Below are 25,669 nucleotides of genomic sequence, written 5' to 3' on the forward strand. Positions count from 1 at the left end.
CCAGGTCCGTGGAACACCGCGGGGGACACCCCCGAACACCTGGAGTGATGTCGTGGTCACCACGGGGGCCGCATAGGATTCGGTTCCGTGCGCATCGCTTTCGTTGATTCCGGCATCGGCATGCTCTCCACCGCGGCCGCTCTGCACGCGGCCCGGCCCGACGCCGACCTGTACCTGTCCATGGACCCGGACCACATGCCCTGGGGGCGCCGTACCCCGGACCAGGTGATCCGGCGAGCTCTGGCAGGTGCGGACGCCGCGGCCCGGGCCGCCGCCGAGGACGGTGGCGACCTGGACGCCGTCGTGGTGCCGTGCAACACCGCTTCCGTACACGGACTGGGGGCACTGCGCGCCGAGTACGAGCCGTGTATCCCGGTGATCGGTACGGTGCCGGCGATCAAGCCCGCCGCGGCGGCGGGCACCCCCATCGCGGTGTGGTCCACCGAGGTCACCACCCGCAGCGCCTACCAGCGCGGTCTGGTGGAGAACTTCGCCAAGGGCGTGGACGTGACCCCGGTCGCCTGTGTCGGGCTGGCCGAGGCCGTGGAGTCGGCGGACTCCGATCGGATCGCCACAGCGGTGGAGTACGCGGCGAAGCTGACCCCACCCCAGGTACGCGGGGTGGTGCTGGGATGCACCCACTACGACCTGGTGGGGTCGCGGATCTCCGAGGCGCTGGGGCACCGCGCCGAACTGTTCACCGCCGCGGAGGCGGTGGCCGCCCAGACTCTGCGCCGAATCGGCGCGACGGAGCGCCCGGTCGGAACCCCGGGCCGGGTGCGGGTGTTGGCCGGCGGCCGCCCGGCCCCGTTCCCCACGGCGGCGCTGACCTACCCGGCGGGCAGGGCCCTGTCCCTCCCCTTTTCGCGTCTTCGCTAGCGCTTCGTCCCACCCCTCGCCCACCACCCCAACGGAGCGCTGACGCACACGAGCACAGAGCGAGCTCGTTCCTCGCTCGCGGCTCGACTCCTCCCGCACCGTGTCGGAACGAACCCGGGCTCCGCGGCGCTGGAACGGGCGGCCCCGCTCGTTCAGCGGGGTTCGTATCCGCCCGCGGCCTGGGCCATGCGACGATCCCCCTCGGGCACGCGGTAGGCCCCCTCCACCAGGGTGGGATCGGAGCCGGGCACGGGGGCGCCCGGGTCCGAGGGCGCGCCCTGACCCACCGGTTCGTTCCGTACCACGAGGCTTCCCTGGTTCACCGGGACGTTGGGGTTCGCCGGAACGCTGTGGGGTCCGGCCGGTACACGCCCGGGTCCACCCTCGGTGCCGGACGCCCGATGTGCGCCCCGCGTGGAAGCCGCCGGGGCGGGCCCCACGGGTGCCACCGTCGGCGAGGCCGAGGACACCCGTTCGCCTTGGCCCGACAGGGCACCCGCGGCCAGGGTACGGACCAGGTCGCGCACCCCACCGGTGTCGTTGTCGTGCAGCAGGGTCTCCAACAACGACAGTGCCGCGCGCTGGTCACCGGGCTGTTCGCGCACGTGCCGCCACTGCGGTTCGGTGGCCGCGTCGGAGAGCATGAGTGTGCGCCCCACCTGACCCAGCGCGCTCAACAGCGCGGAGTCGTGCGGCAGCGCGGTCAACGCCACGTTGACCTGCTCGGCCTGCTCCTCGGGGTCGACGTCCTCCGCGGGCTGGGCACGCAGGAACTCCAGGATGTTCGGGGCCGGAGCCAGCGGCCGGACCGGGTTCATTCCGCGCACCATCGCGCGCGCCTCCGCCAGGTCACCGCCGATCTCCTCGGTCGCGCCGAGTTCACCGATGAGACGCTCGGCCCGCAGCGCCGAGCATTCGGCGACCCAGTGAGCGCCTCGTCCCCCGGCCAGGCGGGTGGCGGTCAGCGCCATCTCCGCGCCGCGACGCGGCGCCCCCACCCGTTCGAAGTAGCGTGACCAGGTGGTCACCCGTACACCCAGCCGCCAGTCGTTGCGCACGCTCCCCTGGCAGACCAGGTTCTCCACGGCCTCGGCCCAGGCCGAGCGCAGGTTCGGGCAGGCCTCGGCCTCGTCCACGGTCGGCAGCAGGGCGATGGCCTTGCGGGCATCGCACAGGCCCAAGCGGGCCAGCCAGGACAGCAGCCTGGCTCGTTCGAAACGGATGGTGCGCAGCAGCGCGGGCCGGCGCGGGTTGGCGGCACCGCGCTCCCCGCCCAGTTCGAGTTCGGCCTCCAACCGGTCCAGGGCGTCCAGGGCGTCGGTGTGCTTGTCCTGGTGCCGCAACGCCCTGACCAGAGCGAACACCCCGTCGGCTCCGAGCAGGGCCGGTCCGGTGGCGGTGTGTTCGTAGCGGCGCAGTTCCGCCTCGGCGCGGTCGGCCTGTTCCTCATCGATGAGCAGGTGCACCCGGGCCAGGGTGAACGCCGGCCAGGCCGGGGTGTCCTCCCAACCGGAGAGGCTGCGGGAGGAGAGCAGTTCACGCCGGATCCGCGTGGTCCCCCTGGAATCGATGTTGGCGTGACAGCGCACCAACGAGGCCAACGCCGAGACCGGCATCGGTCCGTGTTCGTGCGGGCCGGGTTCGTCCTCGACGACGGCCCGGGCCTGGTCGAGCGCGCGACGCCCCTCTCCCAGCGCCCCCACCCGCACCGCCAACGGCCAGTGCGCCAGGAAGAACAACGTCGGTGGCCCGAACACCCCCGGTACCGCGGCCTCCCGGTTCCCCGCCTCGGCGACCAGACGTCTTGCGACGCGCATCGCCGACCGGGCCGAAGCCTCCACCTTGACGGCGTCTCCCGCCTCGGTGAGCTGTGGCAATCGGATCACCGCCTCGGCCAGGTCGTCCCGTCCCGCGGCGCGTAGTCGGCGTGCTGTCTCCCCCGCCCACTTCCACATCGGCATGTCTCTTCTCCCCCTGACTGAGCCGTGTGCCAACAGAACGTAGCAGCGCGGTGACCGAGCTGTCCGGAAAACGCTTGAAACCGGTGCAGCCTGGGCACTCCCGGGCCGATTCGTTCGTTGTTCCGGTGGTTAGAATCGCTGCCGAGCCGGCGACGAGACGCGGGACCGCGAACACGCACTAAGGGGACATGGCGCCGATGGGATGGCGAGACCGCTTCGGACTTCGTAAGGCCAACCGCAAGGGAAAGACCCGCTTCGACCGGACCTCGGAGGACTCGGATATCAAGGCGTTGGTCGAGTTCGCCAAGAGCAGGGTCGGGGTGGAGTTCTTCGTCGAGCCCGAGACCTTCGCGACCCGGACCACCGCGGTCGCCGTCGCCACCGACGGTGAGTGGATCCGGCGTCGCTGCGGCTCCCCCGACGTGATCCGCAAGGTCGCAAAGAGGCTGGCCACCCCCGCCTATGACGTGCAGATCGTCGGCTACCCCCAGCGAATGCGGGACTGGACCGCGCGCAACAAGAACCGACCGTCCCTGGACGACTGAGTCCGCGCGGGCCGGACGACCGAAGGTGAATCCGGACACCCCGAAGTCCGTCGGAGCCCACACGAAACCCCTCGTCCGGTCATTTTGGGCATTGATGACGACTCCTTGCCGCGACTTCCTCCCCGAACGGGTTCCCTAACGGCCTCCATTCGTCGCATACTCACCTGGGAGGGGGGACTCTGATGAAGCAGGATCTCACTGCCTTGTGTTGCGAATGCGGCATGGTTCGGGATGTGAGCGAGTACCGGAGCGTTGGTGAGGCGCAGTCCGCCTACGGGCTGGCCCGCTGCGTGGTCTGGCGCAAGTGCCGTTCGTGCGGCTACCGCACCTACCACGCCTACCTGCGTCCCGACGAGGACCGCGACGAGCTGGAGGACGCCCTACGGCTCGACGGGGCACTGGCCGCGGAGGCCCTCGACGAGGAGGTCGAGCAGCTCCGGTTGTGCGGGGTGCAGATCGGGCACGCCACGGTCCCGGCCATCTGGGACGGCCAGTCCGTGGGCATGGTGACCCAACGTCTCACCGACCACGCCTACTCGATCGTCTTGGACCCAGAGGCCTCCGTGGTCTCCCGGCTCAAGCTCATCGACATGATGTGGAACGAGCTCTTGGTCGGCGAGCACGACGACCGTTGGCACATCCATGAGCCACAGGACGACTCCCCCGGCTACGCGGTCCGGTTGTTCGGTTACCGCACACGCGGCTGAGCCAATCGTGAGGATGATGGCCGGGCGCCGAAGGTGCCCGGCCTCCTTCGTGTCCGGATGCCCCGGAAGGCCTCAGGCGGCGGGCTCGGTCTCCACGGCGTCGGCCTTCTCCGCCAGGCGCCGCAACGCCGCCCGGGCCACCTCCGGATCGGCGGTGCCCCAGTACGGCGGCAGGGAGGAGCGCAGGAATCCGCCATAGCCCGCCGTGGCCAGACGTGGGTCCAGCACGGCGATCACCCCCCGGTCGTCGGTGGAACGCAGCAGTCGCCCGGTGCCCTGGGCCAACAGCAACGCGGCGTGGGTGGCCGACACCGCCAGGAACCCGTTGCCGCCGTGCGCGGAGATGGCGCGCTGGCGGGCCGAGGCCAGTGGGTCGTCGGGGCGGGGGAAGGGGATCCGGTCCACGATGACCAACTGCAGCGCGGGGCCGGGGACGTCGACGCCCTGCCAGAGAGACAGGGTGCCGAACAGGCAGGAGCGTTCGTCCTCGCTGAAGCGGCGCACCAGTTGTCCGGTGGAGTCCTCGCCCTGGCACAGGATGGTCTGGTCCAGGCGTTCGCGAAGTTCGTCGGTGGCCTGTTGGGCGGCGCGCATGGACGAGAACAGACCCAGGGCACGCCCGTCGGAGGCCTCGATGAGCCCGGCGATCTCGTCCAGGTACTCCTTGGAGAGCCCGTCGCGTCCGGGCTTGGGCAGGTGTCGGGCGACGTAGAGGATGCCGCTGCGGGCGTGCTCGAAGGGTGAGCCGACGTCGAGGGCGCGCCAGCGTGGCTCGCCGGCGGCGCGGTGCGGACCCTCACCCTCGGGGTCCTGCGCCGCACCGCTCTCGTCCACACCTGGTTCGACGTCCTCGGTGTCCTCGTCGGTGTCCTCGCCGGCGATCGCGGTGTCCCGACCGGTGCGCGGGGCAGGGTCGACCGGTGGAACCGGGGCCGGAGTCCGTCCGGCCGCGAGGTCGGCGGCTTCCTGTGCCACCTCGCGGCCCAGCCCCCATTGGCGTGCCAGGGCGGTGAAGTCCCCGCCCAGGGTGAGCGTGGCGGAGGTGAGCACGACGGTGCGGTCGCCGAAGAGCTTCTCTCGCAGTAGTCCGCCCACCCCGAGCGGAGCGACGCTGAGCGATGGCGGTTTGGCGGGCGCCTTGGTCAGCCAGACCACCTCGGTGCGGTCGCGCAGAGCCGGTTCGTAGGACTCCAGGATCCGCTCCGCCGCCTCGCGCACCTCCCCCAGGGCGGCCAGGGCCAGTTTGCGTTCGGAGGCCGCTTCGGGTTCGAGTTCGCCCGGGTTGGGGCCGATCGCGGTGACGCAGGCGGCCGAAGCGTCGCGGACGGCGGCGACCGCGCCGGCCAGTCCGTCGTCGATGTGGTCGAGACGACCCTCGCCGACCTCGGTGAACATCAGGGCCAGGCCGTCCCCGCACTCGGCGAGCCGTTCGGAGATACCCGGCTCGACCAGGCGGGCCGCGCGCTTGGCCGCGATGGACACGGCCCGCTCACCGAGCACACCGGTGGCCACCGAGGTGGCGCGGTCGACGAGTTCGTGGGCCTCGTCGATCATGATCGTGTCGTGCTCGGGCATCAGGTGGTAGCCCTGCGCCATGTCGATGGAGAGCATGGCGTGGTTGGTGACCACCACGTCGACGCCGGTGGTGGCCTCGCGGGCGAACTCGGCGAAGCACTCCTGGCCGAAGGCGCACACCCGTGCGCCCATGCACTCGTTGCCGCCCACGGACACCTGGCGCCAGGCCAGGTCGCCGACGCCGGGAACGATCTCGTCGCGGTCACCGGTGACGGTGTCCTCGGCCCACTCGTGCAGGCGCGCCACCTGACGGCCCACCGACGACAGTTGCCTGGGGTCGAAGAGCTCGGCTCCCTCGGAGTCCTCGTCCGCTCCGCTCTGGAGGCGGTGCCGGCACAGGTAGTTGCGGCGGCCCTTGAGCACCGCGAACGTGGGTTCGCGTGGTAGCAGTGGAGAGAGCGCGACGGCCAGTCGTGGCAGGTCCCGGTCGATGAGCTGGTTCTGCAGCGCGATGGTGGCCGTGGAGATGACCACGGGCTTCTTTGTCGCCATCGCGCGTCTGACGGCGGGCACCAGGTACGCCAAGGACTTACCGGTGCCGGTGCCGGCCTGGACCACCAGGTGTTCGCGTTCTTCGACGGCCGTGGCCACTGCCTCGGCCATGGTCTGTTGTCCCTCTCGGCTGCTGCCGCCCAAGGCCTTGACGGCCGCGTCGAGCAGGGTGGGAACGTCGGGGAGATCTGCCACGCGTCGACATTACCCGGCCGGGACGACGGTTTCGGCGTTGTCCACAAGACCGGCGCCGGTGCCGACCCCGGGTGGTCCACGTCGGACGCCCCGGGGTGGCGTGGACGGTTCAGCCCAGGGAGCGCAGAACCTCGGCCAACTTGTCCATGGACTCCTCCATTCCGGACTCCATGCCGGAGGCGAGCATCCCGTCGCGGTCCTCGACCGACTGGTACAGGGCCACTGCCCGGTACTTCGTGCGTCCGTCCACCTCGGTCAGGGTGAGCGTCTCCAGGGAGACGTGGCCGGGCACGCCCTCGAACTCGAAGGTGCGCACGAGGCGCTCGGGCTCCTGGACGTCGTGGTGCACGCCGCGGAAGGCGTAGACCGCGCCGTCGGGCGTCTTCTCGCTGATCCGCCACGGGGTGCCGGTGCGCACTTCGGTCGGGTCGACCTCGGTGGTGGTGGCGTCCAGGCCGAACCAGCGGCAGACGAGTTCGGGTTCGGTGACCGCGCGCCAGACCAGCTCGCGGGGTGCGTCGAAGGTGCGGGTGATGAGGATGTCCTGACGTCCCGGTTCGGCGACGACCTCGAGGTCACTCATGGTTGCTCTCTCCCTCGATCCTGCGTAGTTCCTCGTCGAGGCGGGTGAAGCGTTCCTCCCACCGGTCCCGGTAACGGTCGACCCAGCGGTCGACCTCCACCAGGGGCGCGGGTTCCAGTCGGCAGGGACGCCACTGGGCGTCACGCCCGCGGGTGATGAGTCCGGCCCTCTCCAGGACCTTCAGGTGCTTGGAGACCGCCTGGAGACTCATGTCGAACGGTTCCGCCAGTTCGTTGACGGTGGCCTCGCCTCCGGCCAGGCGGGCGAGGATCTCCCGACGGGTCGGGTCCGCCAGAGCGGCGAACGTGAGACTGAGCGGATCGTCCGCCATACCCTTATTCAACCTCTCCGTTGATCAACCACTAGGTTGATTATGCGCCGAAGCCGTGCCCGCGGTCAAGGGGAACCGCGATCTCGTCTCCAGGTCAGCCGTGGCGGACGCCGCGAGGGTCGCTCACCGCGGTGTCCACACCGGCGTCCGCCAGTTCGTCCAGTTCGGCGGCGAAGAGCGTGCGTGCGGCGTCGCTGAACCCGGAGACCCTCTCCAACTCGACCGTCACCGTTCGCACTCGCGAGTCGTCGATCACCTCGGCCAACCGCGACACCACCTGTTCGGCGGCGAGGAAGTCGATCTCCCCGCACAGGCGCACGTCGAGCGTGCCACCCGAGCGACTCACGCTGTGCACCGGGGAGGGCGGTTCCGAGGGCGTCTGAAGCATGTGCAGGTCGTAGTCGTCGGAGAGCCGTTCGAGGGCCGCCACCCCACGCACGCTGTTGCCCGCGTCGTCCAGGGGCGGGCTGAACACACCGACCCCGAACGCGCCCGGCGCGGACGCCAGGATGCCTCCGCTCACCCCGCTCTTGGCCGGGATGCCCACGCGCAGCCCCCACTCCCCCGCCCGGTCGTACATGCCACAGCTCGACATGATCGACAGGGCGTGCCGCGCCGTGCGCTGGGACACCACCCGTTCCCCGGTGAGGGGGTTGACCCCGCCCACGGCCAAGGTCACGGCCATGACGGCCAGGTCCATCACCGTCACGCTCAACGAGCATTGGCGGAAGTAGTCCTGTACAGCCTCCTCCACCGGGCCGACCAGCACTCCCCCGGACAGGCTGAGGTAGCCCAGGGCACGGTTGCGATGCCCCGTCTCCGACTCGGATCGGTGCACCTGCTCGTCCACCCTCAGCTCCCGCCCGGCGAAGGCCGACAGCGCCGACCGGATGTGCTCGAAGCGCGTGTCCTGTTCCCCGGTGCCCACCAGGGAGGTCGTCACGATCGCGCCCGCGTTGATCATCGGGTTCTCCGGGCGACCCCGCTCGTCGAGGCTGATGGCGTTGAACGGCTCGCCGCTGGGTTCGGCTCCCACGTGTTCGTGCACGTCGTCCAGACCGCGTTCCTCCACGGCCAACGCGTAGACGAACGGCTTGGAGATCGACTGCATGGTGAAGAGTCGTTCCGACTCGCCCACCGCGTAGACACGACCGTGCGGGCTGACCGCGGCGATCCCGAAGGTGTGGGGGTCGGCGTGGGCGAGTTCGGGGATGTAGTCGGCCACCTGGCCGTCGGACATGCCCGTGACCTCGGCCTGGATCTTCTCCAGGACTCCCATGACGGGGCTGTCGTCCTCCATGGCCCGGTGGGCTTGGGCATTGCGGGAGTGTCCGTTCACGGGGTGATCCATACGGCCAGTCTAGGAAGGTCCGCGACTCGTTCCCGTGCCGACCGGGCCCCGGGTCGTCGTTCGACGACCCGGCCGGTGACGACGACCCGTGTTCGGTTCTTGCGGGCACGGTGCGAGGGGTCGTGTTCACCGATCCTCAACGGTCTACCCTGACCGCGTGAGCGAGCGAGTGGACCGAGTCGAACGTCGGATCGAGGCTTCCCGACCAGAGGTGTACCGGGCCCTGGTGGACCCGGAGAGCCTCGTGGAGTGGTTGCCGCCCGAGGGCATGGCGGGCCGCTTCGAGCGCTTCGACGCATCCGGGTACCGGATGGTGTTGACCTACCGCGAACCCGGGCACGGCAAGTCCTCACAGGAGACCGACGTGGTCGAGACGGAGTTCGTGGAGCGGATGCCGGGCGAGCGCGTCGTCCAGCGGATCGTGTTCGACGCCCCGGACCCGGCCTTCGCGGGCACCATGACGATGACCTGGCTGCTGACCGACACGGACGGGGGCACGCTGGTGGTCGTCGAGGCACGCAGCGTCCCGCCGGGCGTCTCCCCGGACGACCACGAGACCGGTTTGGCGTCGTCCCTGGCCGGCCTGGCCGCCCACGTCACCGGTCGACACCGACGAGGACCACGTCCCTTGTCCTGTTCGGCATGCTCCACGGATTCCGTCCCGGCGGCGTTCCACTTCACCATCGGTCACTCCGGGTCGGCCGGTGACCAGAACGTAGGAGAGCCGAACCCCCTGAAGGGCAGAGGAAACGACGAAGGCGACCCTGCGAGCGCGTGGACGCGTTCACCTGGTCGCCTTGAGTCTCGTGGAGCTATGGGGATTCGAACCCCAGACCTCCTCCATGCCATGGAGGCGCGCTACCAACTGCGCCATAGCCCCGTGAAGCCGTGCTTTTGATCCTAGCGGATGCGCGGGAGTGGGTCGGACGTGTTCCAGCGCACGTCCGCGTGACCGAGGCGGTGGGACCGTCCCGACACATCCTCGCCCGCTCCGACCGGGACCCGGCCGACACGGGGGTTCTATCCTGGCCGAGAGAGGTGATGTCATGCCCGAGAACCCCCAGGCGAGAGCGCTGCTGCGGTGGGAGGAGCACGGAGCGCCTTGGCGCGTGGCCGAGCGGACCCCCACCAGCGTCACCGTGTCCTTGTTGACCTGTGACGACGGCACCGAGATGGATCGGCTGGTCTCTTCGGACCCCGAGTTCCTCGCCCTGGTCGCCCGTCTGTTGGATGACCCCGAGTCAGGTTCCGTCTGAGCCCGCCCGGGCGCGAACGAGTGCCGCACGTGCTCTACCACCCTGGTTTCACCCGGAGCGGCGACCTGACTCCCTGGCGCCTCCCCTACGCGTGGCGCTCAGGGCGGTGGCGCTGCTCGCGGCCCGTCCGGTGGAAAAGGCCATCGCACCGATCCACGGTTTCGTCGACAGCCCACCACCTCGGCCCCTGACCGCGATCGATCGGAACCGGCGGCTGCCGCTGGACCTGCCCACTCTCGACCCATACGACGCGACCCGGCGAGGCGGACGAAGCCCCCGAACAAGATCATTCCGGAGCGAGGGGGCCTGGGGGCGTCTCCCAGAAGAAACGAAGAGACGACCCGGCAAGGCGGCCGAAGGCCACCGAGCAAGGTCGTCTCGGAGTCGCGTGGAGCTATGGGGATTCGAACCCCAGACCTCCTCCATGCCATGGAGGCGCGCTACCAACTGCGCCATAGCCCCTGGTCTGCCGGACGGTTGCCCCGCTCGGCATGTGAATACTGTACCGGATTCCAAGGGTGGGTCGAACCGAGGTCGAACGTTGGCCGACCTTCTGGTGACGCTCCGGGTGGGTTAGTCCGTTGTGGGGGCGAATATCCTGGGGACGTGCCCGATTCCAAGCTTGAAATCCAGATGCTCCATGATCGCCTGTTGGTCAAGGCGATCCCGGACAAGAGTGAGCGGCGCAGCAGCGCGGGTCTGGTCATTCCGGACACGGTGAAGTTGGCGACGCGGCTGGCCTGGGGCGAGGTCCGTGGCGCCGGGACCAGTGCCCGGTACGTGAAGACCGGTGATCGTGTGCTCTTCGATCCGGAGGAGCAGGGCGAGGTCGAGTTGAACGGTGAGCGGTACGTGATCCTGCGAGAGCGGGACGTGCACGCGATCGCTAACGAGGCCCCCGAACGGGGCACCGGTCTGTACCTCTAGTCGTCGTTTCGGGGCCGGGGTCCATGTGGTGGACCTCGGCCCCTTCGTCATGCCCGGGGTTCACGACCGATCGCCTTGACCAGGGACATCAGGCACATGTTGTGCGCCTCGAAGACGGGCACCTTGGCGACGTCGGTGTAGGTCCAACCGGCGTAGAGGGCGGCCCACAGGAGTTGCTGGGCCCACAGGGGCGTGACGCGCGGGTCGATGGTGCCGTCCTCGTGGCCGCGTTCGATGAGCTCGTAGAGCGCGAGGTCGCTGGGGCCGCACTGCTCCTCGTCGAGCCCATCGGGCATCTCCTCGCCGCCCATGGAGAGCATGATGACCTTGACCAGCCCGAAGTACTCGGAGACCAGACGGGAGAAGGCTTCGAGCGCGGTGCCTTCGGTGGTGCGGGCGCGCGCGGTGGCCTCGTCGGCGAGTTCGTTGGCGTAGCCCTCCAAGGCCACGACGAGGTCGGCGCGTTCGGGGAAGTAGCGCTGCAGGGTGCTGCGGGCGACACCTGCCCGGCCGGCCACCTGTGACAGCGGGGCGGCCCGATTCTCCGTCAGGACGTCGACGGCGGCATCCAGGATCACGCGGCGGGTGCGTGCGCGAGTCCTTGTCTCTTCCTCTGCGGGAGCGCTCTTCACCATGTCTTCATTCTAGAGGGATCGGTACTTGGTTGACGATAATCGGTCACTCATGACCTAATTCAGTCCATGAATGATCCTTCCTCGGTGCCCGATTCCCGATCCTCGCCCTCCCATGAACCACGTTTCGCCCAGCTTCGGGTGCTCTGGTCCTTCGTCCGACCGCACCGGCGCAAACTCCTGCTCGGCCTCGTGCTGGCCCTGCTGGGTTCGGCCCTGGAACTGGCCAATCCGATGGTGATCAAGCTGGTCCTGGACACGGTGTCCGACGCCGGCAGCCTGGCGATGCCCGTGACGATCCTGTTGTGCCTGTTCGTCAGCGGCATGGTGTTCGGGTTGTGGCACTGGATCGTGCTGGGCACGGTCGCGGAGAAGGTGGTTCTGGACGCGCGCACGTCCCTGGTGCGCCGCTACTTCAGGGCGGCCATGCAACCGCTGTCCAAGCGCCCCTCCGGCGAACTCGTCACCCGGGCCACCTCCGACACCGTCCTGCTGCGCGAAGCCGCTTCCAGCAGCGTGATCAGCCTGGTCAACGGTGGCGTGCTGCTGGTCGGCACACTCATCATGATGGGTGTGCTGGACCTGGTACTGCTCGCGGTGACCGCGTCCGCGGTGGCCATCGTGACGGTCCTGTTCCTCACCCTGATGCCCGCCCTGGCCAAGGCGCAGGAGAGGGCTCAGAACTCGCTCGGTCTGATGGGCGGGGTCCTCGACGGGTCGCTGCGGGCGATCCGCACCGTCAAGGTGAGCCGCGCCGAGGAGCGTCTGGGCGACCAGATCCTGGGCCACGCCCAGGACGCCGCCGCGTACGGCATCCGGTCGGTGCGCCGGGAGGCCGTGGCGTGGACGATCGCCTTCGGTGGGATCCAGCTGTCGATCATCGCGATCCTCGGTCTGGGCGCGCTCCGGGTGGCCTCCGGGGAGATCGCCGTCTCCACCCTGGTGGCGTTCCTGCTCTACGCGTTCACCCTGATGACCCCGGTCATGGAGCTCTCCCAGAGCGTCACCACGTTGCAGTCGGGCATCGCCGCGGCCAAGCGCATCCGCGAGGTGGAGGCCCTCCCCCTCGAACCCACCGCCGAGCGCCCCCTCGCCCGATCCGCCGAGAACGGCCACGGGAGCCCGTTGTTGGAGCTGCGCGGGGTCACCGCCCGCTACGCCCCGGGGGCCGAGGCCGCCTTGGAGGAGGTCGACATCACCGTCCCCCGCCACGGGCACACCGCCATCGTCGGCCCGTCCGGCGCGGGCAAGACCACGGTGCTGTCGTTGTTGCTCCGCTTCCTCGAACCGGAGCACGGCGAGCTGCTGTTGGAGGGCAGACCGTACCGTGAGCTCTCCCCGCGACAGGTCCGGGCACGCTTCGCCTACGTGGAGCAGGACACCCCGGTGGTGCCGGGCACCATCCGTGACAACCTGCTGTTCACCCGCCCCGAGGTCGGTGAGGACGAACTGCGCCGGGTCCTCGACGAGGTGCGGTTGGCCGACAAGGTCGCCTCGCTGGAGCAGGGCCTGGACACCCCGTTGGACTCCAACTCGTTCTCCGGTGGTCAGCGCCAGCGCGTCGCCCTGGCCCGGGCTCTGTTGGGGTCCCCGGACGTGCTGCTGCTGGACGAGGCGACCTCGCAAGTGGACGCGATCACCGAGGCCGCCATCACCGAGAGCGTCCGCCGTCAGGCCGACCGCGGAGCCGTGGTGACCATCGCGCACCGCCTGTCCACGGTCATCCGCGCCGACCGCATCCTGCTTCTGGAGGACGGCCGGATCCGTGCCCAGGGCACCCACCGGGAGCTGCTGGAGCGGGACGCCCTGTACCGGGAGCTGGTCGCGGCCCTGCACATCGCCCAGATCGAGGAAGGGGGACTCGATCGGTCCGGTCACGGCGACGAGGTGGCCGCCGAGGCCGCCCCGAGCTGAATCACCGTGCCGTGCCTCCGCGGACTCACGGCATCCGGGTCGTGACGGCGATCCGGTTCACCATCCGGGACGCGGCCACGATTCGGCGGGTGGGGCCTCGGCGGGCGCGGTCGTAGCGGGCCAGCGCCCGCCCGAGCGAGGGTTCCTCCGCCAGGGCCCGGCTCAAGGTCGCCGCGTCGATGAGGGACTCGCAGGCGCCCCGGCCGAGGTTGGGCGCCATGGCGTGGGCGGCGTCGCCGATGAGCGCGTGGCGTCCCTTCGCGTAGCGGCCGAACGCCGGCAGGTCGTACAGGGTTCTTCGATCCACACCGTGGGTCCGTGCCCCGGAGACGATCCGCGCGACGTCGGGGTACCAACCGGCGTACTCACGGCGCAGGACGGCGGCGTGGACGTCCGGGTCGCGCGAGGCGAGTTCGGTCTCCGTGAGCAGGCGCCGGTCCAGGGCCGCGTACCAGTTGGTGGTGTGGGCGTCGAGCGGGGTGATGCCGAAGATGCGGCGTCCGCCCCAGACCTCGGTCACCCGACCCACCCCTCCGGGCAGCGTTCCCCGGTAGGCGACGGATCCGAGCGGGCGCGGCGGGCTCGCTCGGGAGAAGGCGGTGTCTCGAACGAGGCTGTGGATTCCGTCCGCGCCGATCACCAGGTCGTGGTCGCGGCCGGGGGCGAGGTCCGCGACGGTCACGGGGGTGTTCCACCGCACGGTTCCGTCGGGGAGCGCCCTCACCAGCAGGTCGAGCAGGGCGGATCGGGACACCAGGTGGCCACCGCGGCCTTCGGCGCCGAGCAGCACGCGGCCGTCTGGGCGGCGCAGCCTCAGCGTGGACCGGTACTCGGCACGGGCACGAGCCTCCTCGCCCAGGCCGAGCCGGTCCAGGGCGGCCATGGCGCCCGGCCACACACCGAGGGCGCCACCGATGTCGGGCGGACCGGAGAGTCTCTCGCGTACCTGCACCTCCCAGCCACCGTCGAGCAGTCCGCGGGCGACCGCGAGTCCGGCGATCCCCCCACCCACCACCAGTGCCGTTGCGCGCATCGATGTCACCCCGTCCGCTCGCGTCCCGCAGGTACTACGATCGTAGTACCCCTAACTACGAATGTAGTATGCCGCCATGTCCCGGACAAGAGCCCGTGCCCTCGACGCCGCCATCGAACTGTTGGGCACCCGAGGTCTGCACGCCCTCACCCACGGCAAGGTGGACGTCGAGGCCGGCCTGCCCAAGGGTTCGACCTCCAACCACTTCCGCACCCGAGACGCCCTCGTACGCGGGGTCGTGGAACGTCTGGAGGAACTCGACCGCCGGGACTGGGCCGATCTGAACGGCCTGGAGGTGAGCACCATCGAAGGTCTGGTGGACACCCTGGCACTGTTCGTCTCGGAGATGACCACCACACATCGGAGGCGGACCGTGGCCCGCTACACCCTGTCGATGGAGGCCACGCACAACCTGGAGGTGCGCGCCTCCCTCAATCGCGGGCACGACCTGCTCCGGACCTGGGTCATCGAGATCCTCACCGGTCTGGGGACCGCCACGCCGCGCACCGCCGCACGGACCCTGCTGGCCTACGCCGACGGGCTCATCATGCACGCACTGCTGCGGCCCGAGGCGGTGGAGCCGCGCGAGCAGCTCCTGCGCGTGACCCGCGCCTGCCTGGCCCCCTGACCCCTGACTCCGCAAACGACGGTGCCCCGGTGGGTCCGCACAGGACCTCCGGGACACCGGCTCACTCGAACGGACCAGACCTCAGCCCTTCACCGCCCCCGAGGTCAGCCCCGCCACGATCCTGCGTTGCAGGACGAGCGCGAAGATGATGAGCGGGACGGACACCAGCACCGAGGCGGCCATGATCTGACCGATCGGGTTCTCGTAGCCGACCCTCTCGAAGGTGCCCACGAAGACCGGGACGGTCTGCACGTTCAGGTCGCGCGGGGCGAACGAGAAGGCGAGCAGGAACTCGTTGGTGGCGTAGACGAACGTGAGGATCGAGGCCGCCCCCACGCCCGGCGCGGCCAGTGGCGCCACCACCCTCAGGAACGCCTGGAACGGCGTGGCCCCATCGACCTTGGCCGACTCCTCGATCTCCTTGGGGATGCCCGCGAAGAACGTCGTCAGGATGAAGATGGCCAGCGGCAGGGTCAACGCCACGTACGGGATGATCATGCCCGCGTAGGAGTTGAGCAGGTTGATCCCGGTCCACTCGTTGAGTTGCAGGTACATCTGGTACAGCGGGTTGACCAGGGCGACCGGCGGGAACAGGGTCGCCACCAGCGTGGCCGCCAGCAGCGCGAACTTGCCGGCCAGCGGCAGTCGGGCCAGCGCGTACCCGGCGAGCGAGGCCACCGGGATGCAGATCAGCGTGGTCACCGCCGCCACGATCAGCGAGTTGCGCAGCGGGAACAGGAATCCCTGGTCCACGACCTCCTGGTAGTTGCCCAGGCTGAACGGTCCACTGAGGATGTTCGGGTCGGTCAACGCCACCGATCCCGTGCGCAGACTGGTCATCCCCATCCATAGGAACGGGAACAGGCACCAGGTCAGCACCACCAACAGTCCCAGCAGCTTGAGTGCTCCGGAGACCGCCGGCGGGGTTCCTCGTTCGGAACGGTGGACCGCGCGGGTCGCCCCCTGGCTCTGTGCGACGCTCATCGCTTCTCCTTCCGCCCCACGTCACCGACCATGTGGCGGCCCATCCGACCGATGAAGGCCAGGCCGACGAGCATGACGATGACGAACGTGACCGTGGACAGCGCGTTGGCGTAGCCCGGTTGTGGTTCGGCGACCAGGAACCGCTGCGCGTACACCGACAGGGTCGCCAGCGAGTTCGAGTACCCGGAGAACACGTACGCGAAGTCGAACATGCGCAGTGCGTCCACGGTGCGGAACAGCAGCGCCACCACGATCGCCGGTCGCAGCAGTGGCAGCGTGATGGTCCAGAACCGCTGGAACACGTTGGCGCCGTCCATCTTGGCGGCCTCGTAGTAGTCCTTGGGGATGGTCTGCAACCCGGCCAGGAGCAGCAACGCCACGAACGGGGCGGTCTTCCACACGTCCGCGCTGATGATGCCGACCATCGACCAGGCCGGGTCACGGAGCCAGTTGATGTCGGTGCCCAGCACCGCGTTCACGAACCCGGGGTTGTGGTCGAACATGTACCGCCACACCTGGGCCGCGACCGCGGTCGGGATCACCCACGGCACCAGGATGACCGCGCGGGTCAGGCCACGACCGAAGAACACCTGGTGCATGATGAGCGCGAACGCCATCCCGACGACGAACTCCAGGGACACCGAGGCCACCGTGAAGACCAGGGTGTTCTGCGCGGCGTTCCAGAAACCGGGATCGGTCAGGGCTCCGACGTAGTTCTCGACGCCCACGAGTTCTCGGTTGAACCCCCGGATGTCGTACAGGCTCATCCAGACGGCGTAGAACACCGGGAAGAGCGCGATCAGCGCCATGAAGGCGAGCGACGGGGCGAGGAAGATCCGCCCCATCGCCTGCTCCCCCAGTCCATGGGCGCGCCGGCGCACGGCCTTGACGACGTCGGGGGCGACATCCGTGGAATCGGACATCGCTCCTCTACTCTCCCTCGAGTGCGTTGCCTGCGGCGGTGTCCACGGCCCGCAGCGCGGTCTCCGGGTCCTCTTGACCGAGGAAGGCCGGGTGCAGGTTGTCCTGGATCTCCAGGGACAACGAGTTGTAGCCGGGCACCGGCGGGCGGGCCTGCGCCTCGGCGAGGATGTCTCCGAGCATCTCGAAGTCGGGGTCCTCGGCCTCCTCGTAGGCGCTGACCATGGTCGGTGGGAGGCTGTTGTCGGCCAGGATGGCCTGCGCCTCGGGGTCGGTGGCGGCCCAGAGCACGAACTCGCTCGCCAGTTCCTTGTTCTCGCTCAGGCTGCTGACGGCGTTGTTGAGTCCACCCAGGGCACTGGTGCCCGCCTCACCGGTGAAGGAGGGCAGCGGCGCCACCGCGAAGTCCCCGGCGACCGCGCTCTCCTCGTCCTCCTCGCCCTCCAGGAGCGGGACGGCGTAGGGCCAGTTGCGCATGTAGACGGCCTCGCCGGACTGGAAGAGGGCGCGGGCGTCGTCCTCGACCATCGAGTCGAAGCCCTCCGCGAAGAACCCGTTCTCCTGACCCTCGATCATGAAGTCCAGCGCGGTCTGGGCCGCGTCGCCCTCCAGGAACGTGGAGTTCTCCTGGGACTCGTCGAAGAGTTCGCCCCCGGCGGACCAGAACATCTCCAGGTAGGTGACGACGAAGCCCTCGTACTGGTCGCCCTGACCGACGAAGGGCGCGATGCCCTCCTCCTCGGCGGCCGCCATGCCGGTCTCGTAGAGCTCGTCCCAGGTGGTGGGCGGCTCATCGATGAGGTCGGTGCGGTAGTAGAGGAAGGCCCCGTTGGAGGAGTACGGCAGGGCGTAGAGCTCCTGCTGCCATTGCGCGCTGTCGATGGCGCCGGGCAGGCTCACGTCCTCGATCTCGCCGCGCATGTCCTCCAGGCTCTCGATGTAGCCGAAGTCGGCGAACTCCCCGGTCCAGATGACGTCGAGGCCGAGCACGTCGAACTCGCCGGCCTGGGCCTGAAGGTCCTGGAACATGGCCTGGCGCTGCTCGTCTGCGGTGGGGGCGAGGAAGAAGATCTCGACCTGCCGGTCGGGGTTGTTCTCGTTCCACAGGCGGGCCACCTCCTCGTGGATGTGCCGGTCGGCGCCGGTGACCGCCCACACGAACTGGGGGTCGTCGGCCAGACCGGCGCTCTCGCCCTCGGCGTCGGACTCCTGCCCGGGGGGTTCTCCACAGGCGGTGGCCAGGGTCAGGACCAGGGTCGCGAAGGCGGCACTACCCGCTCGCCATGTGAATCGCCGGTGCCATGGAAGTGCTGGCATGCCTCTCTCCTTTTCGCGCCTCCCCGGGAGATGTGGAGACACGGCGTCGAGGTGCCGGGACGACGCCCGGTTCGGTTGTCTGAAAACGATGCCATCGAATATGTGACCTAGTCAACATACTTCCTCGATACGTATGCATATTTGGTGGCGATGGAGGTGATGGTGTAGGTAAATCTGTTGAAAACGTTGCCATAGCGGACAATCGCTCTTACCGTGGAGGCATGAGCAAGCACCCCCCGAGCATGCGGGACGTCGCACGTCGCGCAGGGGTCTCACTGTCCACGGTCTCGCGTGTGATGCGCGGCGTCCCGGGGGTCGCCCCCGCCGTCCGCGAACGCGTACAGGAAGCGGCCGCCGAACTCTCCTACGTGGTCTCGCGCAACGCCTCGGGGCTGGTCACCGGACGCACCGGCCGGGTGGCGGTGCTCGTCCCGTTCCTGCAGCCGTGGTTCTTCGGGTCGGTCCTGGCCGGCATCAGCGACGGTCTACAGCGCGCCGGCCTGGACATGCTCGTGTACCAGGTGGGAGAGCTGCGCCGACAGCCCGGTTGGACGAGTGCGCTGCCACTGAGGCGCAACAGCGACGCGGTCATCACGGTGGCCATGGACCTGTCGGCCGAGGAGTGCGGGCGTCTGGACGAGGTCGGCGTTCCCCTCGTCCTCACCGGACAGTGTCTCCCCGGCCGGGCCGGGGTGTTCATCGACGACCGGCAGGGTGCCGCCAAGGCCACACGACACCTGCTCAACCTCGGCCACACCCGCGTGGCCTACATCGGTTCCGAGGGCGGTTCGTGGCGCGGCCGGAGCTCACGGAACCGGTTGGAGGGCTTCCAGAGCACCATGGTCGACGCCGGACTCGCCGAGTGGAGCGTGCTGAGCACACCAGATCATCGGGGCGGCGAACTCGCCATGGGGGAACTACTCTCCGACCACCGGCCGCCCACCGCCGTCCTCACCGAGTTCGACGACATCGCCATGGGCGCGCACCGCACGCTGCGCCGGTCCGGCATCCCCGTGCCCGGAGCGATCTCGCTCATGGGCTTCGACAACCACGAGGCCGCCGCGGTCCTGGACCTGACCACGGTCGACCAGTCGCCCCGCGCGATCGGAGCGTCCGCCGCCGACCTCACCGTGAAAATCCTCGCCGGTGAGGACCCACCGGATCGGCACGTGGAGATGCCCACCCGACTCATCCTCCGACAGTCCACCTCGGCTCCGCTACTGAGCGAGTGACCGTCCCGACCGTCCGACCGACCAGGCCAGAAGGAGAGAACATGCGACCGTGGTGGCGCGATGCCGTCCTCTACCAGGTCTACCCGCGCAGCCTCGCCGACTCCGACGGGGACGGGGTGGGCGACCTGCGCGGGATCACCGACCGGCTGGACCACGTGGCGCAGCTGGGCGCAGACGGGATCTGGCTGTCGCCGTTCTACCGCTCGCCCTGGGCCGACGGCGGTTACGACGTGTCCGACTTCCGCGACGTCGACCCCCTGCTCGGCACGCTCGCCGACTTCGACGCCATGGTCCAGGCCGCGCACGCCCGCGACCTGCGAGTGATGATCGACATCGTGCCCAACCACACTTCCCAGGAGCACCCGTGGTTCCGGGCGGCGCTGGCCTCTCCCGACGCTCCGGAGCGGGACCTGTACTTGTTCCGGGACGGGCGAGGACCCGACGGCTCCGAGCCGCCCACGAACTGGCGCTCCACCTTCGGTGGGCCCGCCTGGACCCGGGTTCCGGACGGGCAGTGGTACCTGCACATGTTCGCCCCCGAGCAACCGGACCTGAACTGGGACGATGAACGGGTCCGCGAGGAGTTCCGGGACATCCTGCGATTCTGGAGCGATCGCGGCGTCGACGGTTTCCGCATCGACGTGGCCTACGCCCTGGTCAAGGACCTGGAACCGCTGCGCGACCTGATCCTGGTGGACGGTGGGCGGTTCGAGGACATCGCCGCCAACCCCGACCATCCGTTCCTGGACCGGCCCGAGGTACACGAGGTGTACCGGGACTGGAACGACGTGCTGTCCGCCTACGACCCGCCGCGCGCGTCCGTCGCCGAGGTGTGGCTGCCCGGGGAGCGTCGGGTGCGCTACACCCGGCCCGACGAGCTCGACCAGGCGTTCAACTTCGAGTACCTCATGGCCCCCTGGGACGCGGACGCCTACCGGAGGGTGATCGCCTCCTCCATCGCCGACGCCACCAGGGTGGGCACCGTCCCCACCTGGGTGACCGGCAACCACGACGTGGTGCGCAAACCCTCCCTGCTGGGGCTGCCCGCGGGCACCGATCCGCGCCGCTGGCTGCTGTCGGACGGCCACGACCCCGAACCCGACCACGCCCTGGGCCGGGCCCGCGCCCGCGCGTTGGCGCTGCTCACCCTGGCCCTGCCGGGGTCGGCCTACGTCTACCAGGGCGAGGAGCTGGGATTGCCGGAGGTCGCGGATCTACCGGCCTACGCCTTGGAGGACCCTCGGTGGCGGGGCAGTGGGCACACCGACAAGGGCCGGGACGGCTGTCGGGTCCCGCTGCCGTGGACCCGGGAGGGCACCTCGTTCGGGTTCGGTCAGGGAGGTTCCTGGCTCCCCCAGCCCGACTGGTGGGGCGAGTACTCGGCCCAGGCCCAGGAGGAGGACCTGGACTCGACGCTGTGGCTGTACCGGAACGCGCTGCGGTTGCGCCGGACCTTCTCCGGTGACGAGGTCCTGGTGTGGGACGACGCCCTGAACCTGGGCCCGGTGGTGGCGTTTCGCCGAGGCAAGGTGCTGGTGCTGGTCAACACCGGTCCCGAACCGGTGCGGTTGCCCGCCGGCGAAGTACTGCTGTCCAGCACCGACGTCTCGACCGAACTCCCCACCGACGCCGCCGTGTGGATGGGCACCGTCTAGGGGTCGACAGCGGCGGCGCAGCGGCGGGCCTGGGCCCGGAATGCCTCGGCCAGGCCCTCACCGAACGCCGCAACCGGCTGCGCAACCTCCCGATGATCCACTATGGGCTGGGCACCATGTACTTCAATGTTCACCGGCTCATGACCGGTGGGCGAGCGCCCCTCACCCTCGTCGGCCACGCCGGCGGCACCGGGACCTGGCTGTTCCACTGCCCAGAGCTGGATGTGCACCTGGCCGGGACCATCGACCAGACCAAGGGGGCCGCGATCCCTTTCCGGTACCTGGCCGGCTTCCTGAACGCCTGGCGGTCCATCTGAGCGCGGAGGTCTGGGGGCTGCCCCAGAAGAAACGACGAGGACGACCCGGCGAGGCGGCCGAAGGCCACCGAGCAGGATCGTCCTGAGTCTTGTGGAGCTATGGGGATTCGAACCCCAGACCTCCTCCATGCCATGGAGGCGCGCTACCAACTGCGCCATAGCCCCTCGTGGGAGTCGTCGGGGCTGCGCCCTTTCGACTCCCTGAACTTTAGCGGATGATCGGCCGTTCGTCGAAACGGAATCAGGCGTCGTCGCTGAGGACGACGGGCTCGGGGAGGCTGGCGGCGTTGTGTTCCATGAGTCGCCAGGTCTCACCACGGGCCTGGAGGACGGACCAGTTGCAGTTGCCGAGGGGACCGAGGAGCTCACGGCGTTCGTCGGGGATGTCGAGCATGCGCGAGATCCCCACACGCAGGGCCGCTCCGTGACTGACCATGACGAGCAGGCCGCCGGCGGGGGTCTTGGCGAGTCCCCGTTCGATGGCGGCGAGCATGCGGTCGCCGACGTCGGCGATGGCCTCCCCGTCGGGGATGTCCATGGTCGGGTGTTGGGCGGGGTAGCGCTCGGCGAGTTCGGTGGCCGTGTGCCCTTCCCAGGATCCGCCGTAGCGTTCGCGCAGGCCCTTGTCGAACTCCACCGGGAGCCCGCAGGCGCGTTCGAGGTATCCGGCGGTGTCGGCGGCGCGCTTGAGGTCGGACGCGACGATGAGGGCGGGGTTCAAGGTCGCGAGCAGCCGACCGGCCCGTTCGGCCTGAGCGTGGCCGACCGGGTCGAGGCCGATGTCGGTCTGCCCCTGGAAGCGTTTCTCGACGTTCCAGGAGGTGCGTCCGTGCCGCCAGAACAGCACACGAGGGGTGGTGGTGTCACTCACGTGGTGTGTCTCTCTTGTCCGGCGGCCGCTGCGGCCGCGTGGGCTTGCTACTCGTTCAGCGGGGTGCGCTCGGCCCCTCGGGAGCCTTCGGGGAGCTCGATCTCGGGGCAGTCCTTCCAGAGGCGCTCGAGCCCGTAGAAGCCGCGTTCCTCCTCGTGCTGAACGTGCACGATGATCTCGGCGTAGTCCAGCAGGACCCAGCGGCCGTCCCGTTCGCCCTCGCGACGGACGGGCTTGGCGCCGGACTTGATGCGCAGCTGGTCCTCGACCTCGTCGACGATGGCTCGGACCTGACGGTCGTTGGGCGCCGAGCACAGCACGAAGGCGTCGGTGATCATGAGCTGTTCGCTGACGTCGTAGGCGATGATCTCCTGGCCGAGCTTGTCGGAGGCGGCCTCTGCGGCGACCTGGACCAGTTCCACTGCCCTGTCGGTGGCTGTCACGTTGTGGTTGCTGCCTTCACTTGATCGGGTGCGACCGGTGACGGTTGTGGTCCGTCACCTCATGGCTCCAGGTAGAGCCCGGTCTTGTGGATGTAGCGGACGATGCCGTCGGGTACCAGGTACCAGATGGGTTCGCCCTTGCGGACGCGTTCGCGGCACTCGGTCGAGGAGATGGCGAGCGCGGGGACCTCCACCAGGGAGACCTTGCCTTCGGGGAGGCCGGTGTCGCTGAGGTGGTGTCCGGGCCGGTTACAGCCTACGAAATGCGCGAGGTCGAAGAGTTCGTCGACGTTGTGCCAACTGAGGATCGCGCCGAGGGCGTCGGCTCCGGTGATGAAGTACAACTCCACGTCGGGCCCGTAGGAGGCGCGCATCTGGCGGAGGGTGTCGATGGTGTAGGTCGGTCCGGAGCGATCGATCTCGGCGCGATCGACCCGGAATTGGGGGTTCTCGGCCGTGGCGATGACCGTCATCAGGTAGCGGTCCTCGGAGGGGGTGACCTTGGCGGGGTCCTTCTGCCAGGGCTGCCCGGTGGGAACGAAGACGACCTCGTCGAGCCCGAAGAGGTGGGCGACCTCACTGGCCGCCACGAGGTGACCGTGGTGGATGGGGTCGAAGGTTCCACCCATGATGCCGACCTTGGTCGGGGGCGTTCCGACCCGTCTCTGTCTCAGCGCGGTCTCGTCCTGGGGGGAGGCGCCGGTGGCCTGGTCCGTCACTGTGCGCTCCGTTTCGCCGTGTCACTGTCTTGGTGGCCCGTTTCAGCCACCTGAGGGTAGCCGACCCCGGGAACCCGTGGTCGGCCGCCTGTCGTGTCGCCATCGCCCTGAACTGCTCGAACAAGGCCCGTACCCGCTTCCTTCCCCGCAGGTCGTGAGGGATGTGCACGAACGCGTCATATCTCGTTTGCCGTAAACCGTGGCCAAGCCGCATCGTGACGCATAGCATGCCGATATGGCCAACTCACCAGATCGCGTCCGTGTCCGGCTCACCGATATCTCCGCGCGTGCCTACGAACACCCCGCCGATCGTGGCGCCCTGGTAGCGCTGCGTTCCCTGACGGGTTTCGACACCCTCGTCAAGTCCGTTTTCGGGCGGATCAACGAACGCTCCCTGCGCCTGATGTTCCTCTCCAGCGCGGTACGTGTCAGCCCCACCCAGTTCCCCGAACTGCACGACTACCTGCGCGACGCAGCCTACGTCCTGGACCTGGACGAGGTGCCCGAGCTCTACGTCAAGATGGACCCCCAGCCCAACGCCATGGCGATCGGCCGCAAGAAGCCGTTCATCGTCATGACGACCGGCCTGTTCGACCTGTTCGACGCCGAGGAGAAGCGGTTCGTCATCGGGCACGAGGTCGGACACGTGCTCAGTGGCCACGCCATCTACCGCACGTTGCTCCTGTTGCTGGTGTGGCTGTCCACCAAGATCATGTGGATCCCGTTGGGCGCCATCGCCATCCAGGCGATCCTGGCGGGGTTGCGGGAGTGGCAGCGCAAGTCCGAGCTGTCCAGCGACCGGGCCGGGCTGCTCGCCTGTCAGAACCCGGACGCCGCCAAGCGCGCCCTGATGAAGCTCGCCGGTGGTTCCAACCTGTCCCAGATGAACCCCGACTCCTTCATGGAGCAGGCCCGCGAGTACGAGGGCGGCGGCGACGCCGTGGACAGCGTGCTGAAGCTGATGACCACCGTTCCGGCGACGCACCCCTTCGCGGTGGTCCGGGTGGCCGAGCTGCACCGGTGGGTGGAGAGCGGCGAGTACCAGCGCATCGTCGAAGGCGACTACCCCCGCCGCTCCACCGACCGCGACGCCAACGTCACCGAGGAGGCGGGCAACGCGGCCAGGTCCTACCGGGACGAGTGGAACCGCACCAGCGACCCGCTGGTCAGCACCCTGCGCGGGGTGGCCGACGGCGCCGGGCGCGCGGGCGGGCGCATCTTCGACTCGATGGCGGACCGCTGGCGGAACGGTGGGAACCAGGGCGGCACCCAGGGCGGGTCCGGTTCGGGCGGCGCGAACGGCTCCAACGACAACTGACCTCGGCCGGAACACGGTCGTGGTCGATAGCGGGGGTGGAAGGGTCGATCGGTATGGTCGGCCCCTCCGCCCCCGCCGTTCGTCGTGCCAACCCGGTCTCGTCAGCGGACGCCCAGGACGTCGCGCACGGTACGCCAGGCGGTGTGCGCGGGGTCGATGACGGCGAAGTGGTCGGCTCCGGCGATCTCCCGGTACTCCACGGGGTCCCCGGCGGCCCGGGCCGCGGCCACGTAGTCGCGGCTGTGTTCGACGGGCACGCGCTGGTCGGCGGCGCCGTGCACGATCAACTGCGGGACTCCGATGGGGAGTCGGCGCAGGGGCGAGGATTCCGTGTACAGCTCGGGGGTGGGATCGGGGCCGAGGAAGGGTGCGACGGCGTCCTCCCCCAACCCGGCGTCGGCGCAGCGGCGCATGTCTGTGATGGGCGCCAGGGCGACCACGGAGGTGACGAGGGAGTCCGCGGCGGTCAGGAGGGCGAGATGGCCTCCGGCGGAGTGCCCGATGGCGACCACTCGTGAGGTGTCCAGCCCATCTTCGCGGTCGGCTGTGGCGGTGAGCAGGTCCAGGGCGCGGGCGACGTCGTCGGCCGTCTGTGGCCAGCCACCGCCGTCGGTTCCGGTGCGGCGATATTCGATGTTCCACACGAACCACCCGGCGGCGGTCAGGTCCTCGGCCAAGGGGTCCATCAGGTGCGCGTCGTGCAGGTCCCGCCACCAGCCGCCGTGCAGCAGGACCGCGACCGGGGCGGGTCCGGCGCCCCGGCGGGGCTCGTGACGGTGGATGATCTGGCTGGGATGGTCGCCATAGGCGGTCGGCACCGTGGTCTCCCTAGATGAGTAATTCCGAGTGGTGGGCGTGGTGGTGGCTGGTTGTTGGCGGCTGG

The 25,669-nt window shown here is 69.4% G+C and carries 25 protein-coding genes, 3 tRNA genes and 1 pseudogene; 12 read left to right on the forward strand and 17 right to left on the reverse strand.

The annotated features are described in order from the left end of the window. The first annotated feature begins 87 nt into the window (after positions 1 to 87). Entirely contained in the window at positions 88 to 879 is a 792-nt protein-coding gene (locus NLI01S_RS11345; protein WP_084392497.1) for a glutamate racemase, read from the forward strand. A gap of 152 nt (positions 880 to 1,031) precedes the next feature. Here the strand turns inward: NLI01S_RS11345 and NLI01S_RS11350 are convergent, their stop codons facing one another. Continuing rightward, positions 1,032 to 2,840 carry a hypothetical protein gene (locus tag NLI01S_RS11350; protein ID WP_223809196.1) on the reverse strand — a complete coding sequence of 603 codons (1,809 nt, stop codon included), beginning with the start codon at positions 2,838 to 2,840 and terminating at the stop codon, positions 1,032 to 1,034. Positions 2,841 to 3,037: 197 nt separating this feature from the next. Here NLI01S_RS11350 and NLI01S_RS11355 point away from each other — a divergent pair, with 197 nt between their 5' ends. Continuing rightward, positions 3,038 to 3,385, forward strand: coding sequence for a hypothetical protein (locus tag NLI01S_RS11355; protein ID WP_067603499.1), 348 nt, complete (start codon positions 3,038 to 3,040; stop codon positions 3,383 to 3,385). 182 nt (positions 3,386 to 3,567) lie between these two features. Then, positions 3,568 to 4,092 carry a DUF6315 family protein gene (locus NLI01S_RS11360; RefSeq protein ID WP_067603434.1) on the forward strand — a complete coding sequence of 175 codons (525 nt, stop codon included), beginning with the start codon at positions 3,568 to 3,570 and terminating at the stop codon, positions 4,090 to 4,092. 72 nt (positions 4,093 to 4,164) lie between these two features. On the opposite strand, the gene NLI01S_RS11365 is transcribed toward NLI01S_RS11360, so the two are convergent. The 4 genes from NLI01S_RS11365 to glsA form a co-directional block, all read right to left on the reverse strand. Beyond that, positions 4,165 to 6,354: an ATP-dependent DNA helicase gene (locus NLI01S_RS11365; protein ID WP_067603435.1), complete on the reverse strand. Its 2,190-nt coding sequence runs from the start codon at positions 6,352 to 6,354 to the stop codon at positions 4,165 to 4,167. 109 nt (positions 6,355 to 6,463) lie between these two features. Beyond that, positions 6,464 to 6,937, reverse strand: coding sequence for an SRPBCC family protein (locus tag NLI01S_RS11370; protein ID WP_067603436.1), 474 nt, complete (start codon positions 6,935 to 6,937; stop codon positions 6,464 to 6,466). Then, a complete protein-coding gene (locus NLI01S_RS11375) occupies positions 6,930 to 7,268 on the reverse strand; it encodes an ArsR/SmtB family transcription factor (RefSeq protein WP_067603438.1) in 339 nt (112 codons plus the stop codon). Before NLI01S_RS11375 ends, NLI01S_RS11370 begins: the two co-directional genes overlap by 8 nt. Before the next feature lie 94 nt (positions 7,269 to 7,362). Further along, positions 7,363 to 8,619: a glutaminase A gene (glsA, locus tag NLI01S_RS11380; protein WP_067603440.1), complete on the reverse strand. Its 1,257-nt coding sequence runs from the start codon at positions 8,617 to 8,619 to the stop codon at positions 7,363 to 7,365. A gap of 244 nt (positions 8,620 to 8,863) precedes the next feature. Here glsA and NLI01S_RS11385 point away from each other — a divergent pair. Beyond that, positions 8,864 to 9,157, forward strand: a pseudogene (locus NLI01S_RS11385) (SRPBCC domain-containing protein); the annotation flags it as partial. Between the two features lie 269 nt (positions 9,158 to 9,426). On the opposite strand, the gene NLI01S_RS11390 reads toward NLI01S_RS11385, so the two are convergent. Next, a tRNA-Ala gene (locus NLI01S_RS11390) sits at positions 9,427 to 9,499 on the reverse strand. Between the two features lie 166 nt (positions 9,500 to 9,665). On the opposite strand from NLI01S_RS11390, the gene NLI01S_RS11395 reads away from it, so the two are divergent. Beyond that, the gene (locus NLI01S_RS11395; protein ID WP_067603444.1) at positions 9,666 to 9,875 is read left to right on the forward strand and encodes a hypothetical protein; all 210 of its coding nucleotides are present in this window, start codon (positions 9,666 to 9,668) and stop codon (positions 9,873 to 9,875) included. A 389-nt stretch (positions 9,876 to 10,264) separates the two neighbouring features. Here the strand turns inward: NLI01S_RS11395 and NLI01S_RS11400 are convergent. Then, positions 10,265 to 10,337: transfer RNA gene (locus tag NLI01S_RS11400), tRNA-Ala, on the reverse strand. Positions 10,338 to 10,508: 171 nt separating this feature from the next. On the opposite strand from NLI01S_RS11400, the gene NLI01S_RS11405 reads away from it, so the two are divergent. Further along, on the forward strand, positions 10,509 to 10,802 hold the full coding sequence (locus NLI01S_RS11405) for a GroES family chaperonin (protein WP_067603448.1): 294 nt from the start codon (positions 10,509 to 10,511) through the stop codon (positions 10,800 to 10,802). Between the two features lie 47 nt (positions 10,803 to 10,849). On the opposite strand, the gene NLI01S_RS11410 is transcribed toward NLI01S_RS11405, so the two are convergent. Further along, complete coding sequence (locus NLI01S_RS11410) at positions 10,850 to 11,437, reverse strand: TetR/AcrR family transcriptional regulator (RefSeq protein ID WP_067603450.1); 588 nt, start codon at positions 11,435 to 11,437, stop codon at positions 10,850 to 10,852. A 138-nt stretch (positions 11,438 to 11,575) separates the two neighbouring features. Between NLI01S_RS11410 and NLI01S_RS11415 the strand changes: the two genes are divergently transcribed. After that, positions 11,576 to 13,348 (forward strand): ABC transporter ATP-binding protein, encoded by a 1,773-nt coding sequence (locus NLI01S_RS11415; RefSeq protein WP_067603452.1) that lies wholly within the window; start codon positions 11,576 to 11,578, stop codon positions 13,346 to 13,348. A 25-nt stretch (positions 13,349 to 13,373) separates the two neighbouring features. On the opposite strand, the gene NLI01S_RS11420 is transcribed toward NLI01S_RS11415, so the two are convergent. Continuing rightward, positions 13,374 to 14,381: an FAD-dependent monooxygenase gene (locus tag NLI01S_RS11420; protein ID WP_067603453.1), complete on the reverse strand. Its 1,008-nt coding sequence runs from the start codon at positions 14,379 to 14,381 to the stop codon at positions 13,374 to 13,376. A gap of 76 nt (positions 14,382 to 14,457) precedes the next feature. Between NLI01S_RS11420 and NLI01S_RS11425 the strand changes: the two genes are divergently transcribed. Next, on the forward strand, positions 14,458 to 15,009 hold the full coding sequence (locus NLI01S_RS11425) for a TetR/AcrR family transcriptional regulator (RefSeq protein ID WP_067603454.1): 552 nt from the start codon (positions 14,458 to 14,460) through the stop codon (positions 15,007 to 15,009). Between the two features lie 81 nt (positions 15,010 to 15,090). Here NLI01S_RS11425 and NLI01S_RS11430 read toward each other — a convergent pair whose 3' ends face one another. From NLI01S_RS11430 to NLI01S_RS11440, 3 genes are all read right to left on the reverse strand, one after another. Continuing rightward, on the reverse strand, positions 15,091 to 15,993 hold the full coding sequence (locus NLI01S_RS11430; RefSeq protein ID WP_067603456.1) for a carbohydrate ABC transporter permease: 903 nt from the start codon (positions 15,991 to 15,993) through the stop codon (positions 15,091 to 15,093). Beyond that, positions 15,990 to 16,838: a carbohydrate ABC transporter permease gene (locus NLI01S_RS11435; RefSeq protein WP_067603501.1), complete on the reverse strand. Its 849-nt coding sequence runs from the start codon at positions 16,836 to 16,838 to the stop codon at positions 15,990 to 15,992. Before NLI01S_RS11435 ends, NLI01S_RS11430 begins: the two co-directional genes overlap by 4 nt. Before the next feature lie 85 nt (positions 16,839 to 16,923). Next, positions 16,924 to 18,231, reverse strand: coding sequence for an ABC transporter substrate-binding protein (locus NLI01S_RS11440; protein WP_067603458.1), 1,308 nt, complete (start codon positions 18,229 to 18,231; stop codon positions 16,924 to 16,926). A 221-nt stretch (positions 18,232 to 18,452) separates the two neighbouring features. On the opposite strand from NLI01S_RS11440, the gene NLI01S_RS11445 reads away from it, so the two are divergent. The 3 genes from NLI01S_RS11445 to NLI01S_RS11455 are packed head-to-tail and all read left to right on the forward strand — an operon-like array spanning position 18,453 to position 21,435. Continuing rightward, positions 18,453 to 19,463 carry a LacI family DNA-binding transcriptional regulator gene (locus tag NLI01S_RS11445; RefSeq protein ID WP_223809197.1) on the forward strand — a complete coding sequence of 337 codons (1,011 nt, stop codon included), beginning with the start codon at positions 18,453 to 18,455 and terminating at the stop codon, positions 19,461 to 19,463. Positions 19,464 to 19,504: 41 nt separating this feature from the next. Continuing rightward, the gene (locus NLI01S_RS11450) at positions 19,505 to 21,118 is read left to right on the forward strand and encodes a glycoside hydrolase family 13 protein (protein ID WP_067603460.1); all 1,614 of its coding nucleotides are present in this window, start codon (positions 19,505 to 19,507) and stop codon (positions 21,116 to 21,118) included. After that, positions 21,100 to 21,435: a hypothetical protein gene (locus NLI01S_RS11455; protein ID WP_067603463.1), complete on the forward strand. Its 336-nt coding sequence runs from the start codon at positions 21,100 to 21,102 to the stop codon at positions 21,433 to 21,435. The genes NLI01S_RS11450 and NLI01S_RS11455 overlap by 19 nt, the downstream gene beginning before the upstream one ends. Positions 21,436 to 21,527: 92 nt before the next feature. Here NLI01S_RS11455 and NLI01S_RS11460 read toward each other — a convergent pair. From NLI01S_RS11460 to nadD, 4 genes are all read right to left on the reverse strand, one after another. Further along, positions 21,528 to 21,600, reverse strand: a tRNA-Ala gene (locus NLI01S_RS11460). A 76-nt stretch (positions 21,601 to 21,676) separates the two neighbouring features. After that, complete coding sequence (locus NLI01S_RS11465) at positions 21,677 to 22,282, reverse strand: histidine phosphatase family protein (RefSeq protein ID WP_067603505.1); 606 nt, start codon at positions 22,280 to 22,282, stop codon at positions 21,677 to 21,679. 71 nt (positions 22,283 to 22,353) lie between these two features. Then, positions 22,354 to 22,749, reverse strand: coding sequence for a ribosome silencing factor (rsfS, locus tag NLI01S_RS11470; RefSeq protein WP_067603468.1), 396 nt, complete (start codon positions 22,747 to 22,749; stop codon positions 22,354 to 22,356). Positions 22,750 to 22,808: 59 nt separating this feature from the next. Continuing rightward, positions 22,809 to 23,423 (reverse strand): nicotinate-nucleotide adenylyltransferase, encoded by a 615-nt coding sequence (nadD, locus tag NLI01S_RS11475; RefSeq protein WP_263363306.1) that lies wholly within the window; start codon positions 23,421 to 23,423, stop codon positions 22,809 to 22,811. Positions 23,424 to 23,703: 280 nt separating this feature from the next. On the opposite strand from nadD, the gene NLI01S_RS11480 reads away from it, so the two are divergent. Beyond that, a complete protein-coding gene (locus NLI01S_RS11480) occupies positions 23,704 to 24,786 on the forward strand; it encodes a M48 family metallopeptidase (protein ID WP_067603470.1) in 1,083 nt (360 codons plus the stop codon). A 101-nt stretch (positions 24,787 to 24,887) separates the two neighbouring features. On the opposite strand, the gene NLI01S_RS11485 is transcribed toward NLI01S_RS11480, so the two are convergent. Continuing rightward, on the reverse strand, positions 24,888 to 25,604 hold the full coding sequence (locus NLI01S_RS11485) for an alpha/beta hydrolase family protein (RefSeq protein ID WP_067603472.1): 717 nt from the start codon (positions 25,602 to 25,604) through the stop codon (positions 24,888 to 24,890). Positions 25,605 to 25,669: the final 65 nt, after the last annotated feature.

It is taken from the genome of Nocardiopsis listeri NBRC 13360 (assembly GCF_001570765.1).
Lineage (GTDB): Bacteria > Actinomycetota > Actinomycetes > Streptosporangiales > Streptosporangiaceae > Nocardiopsis > Nocardiopsis listeri.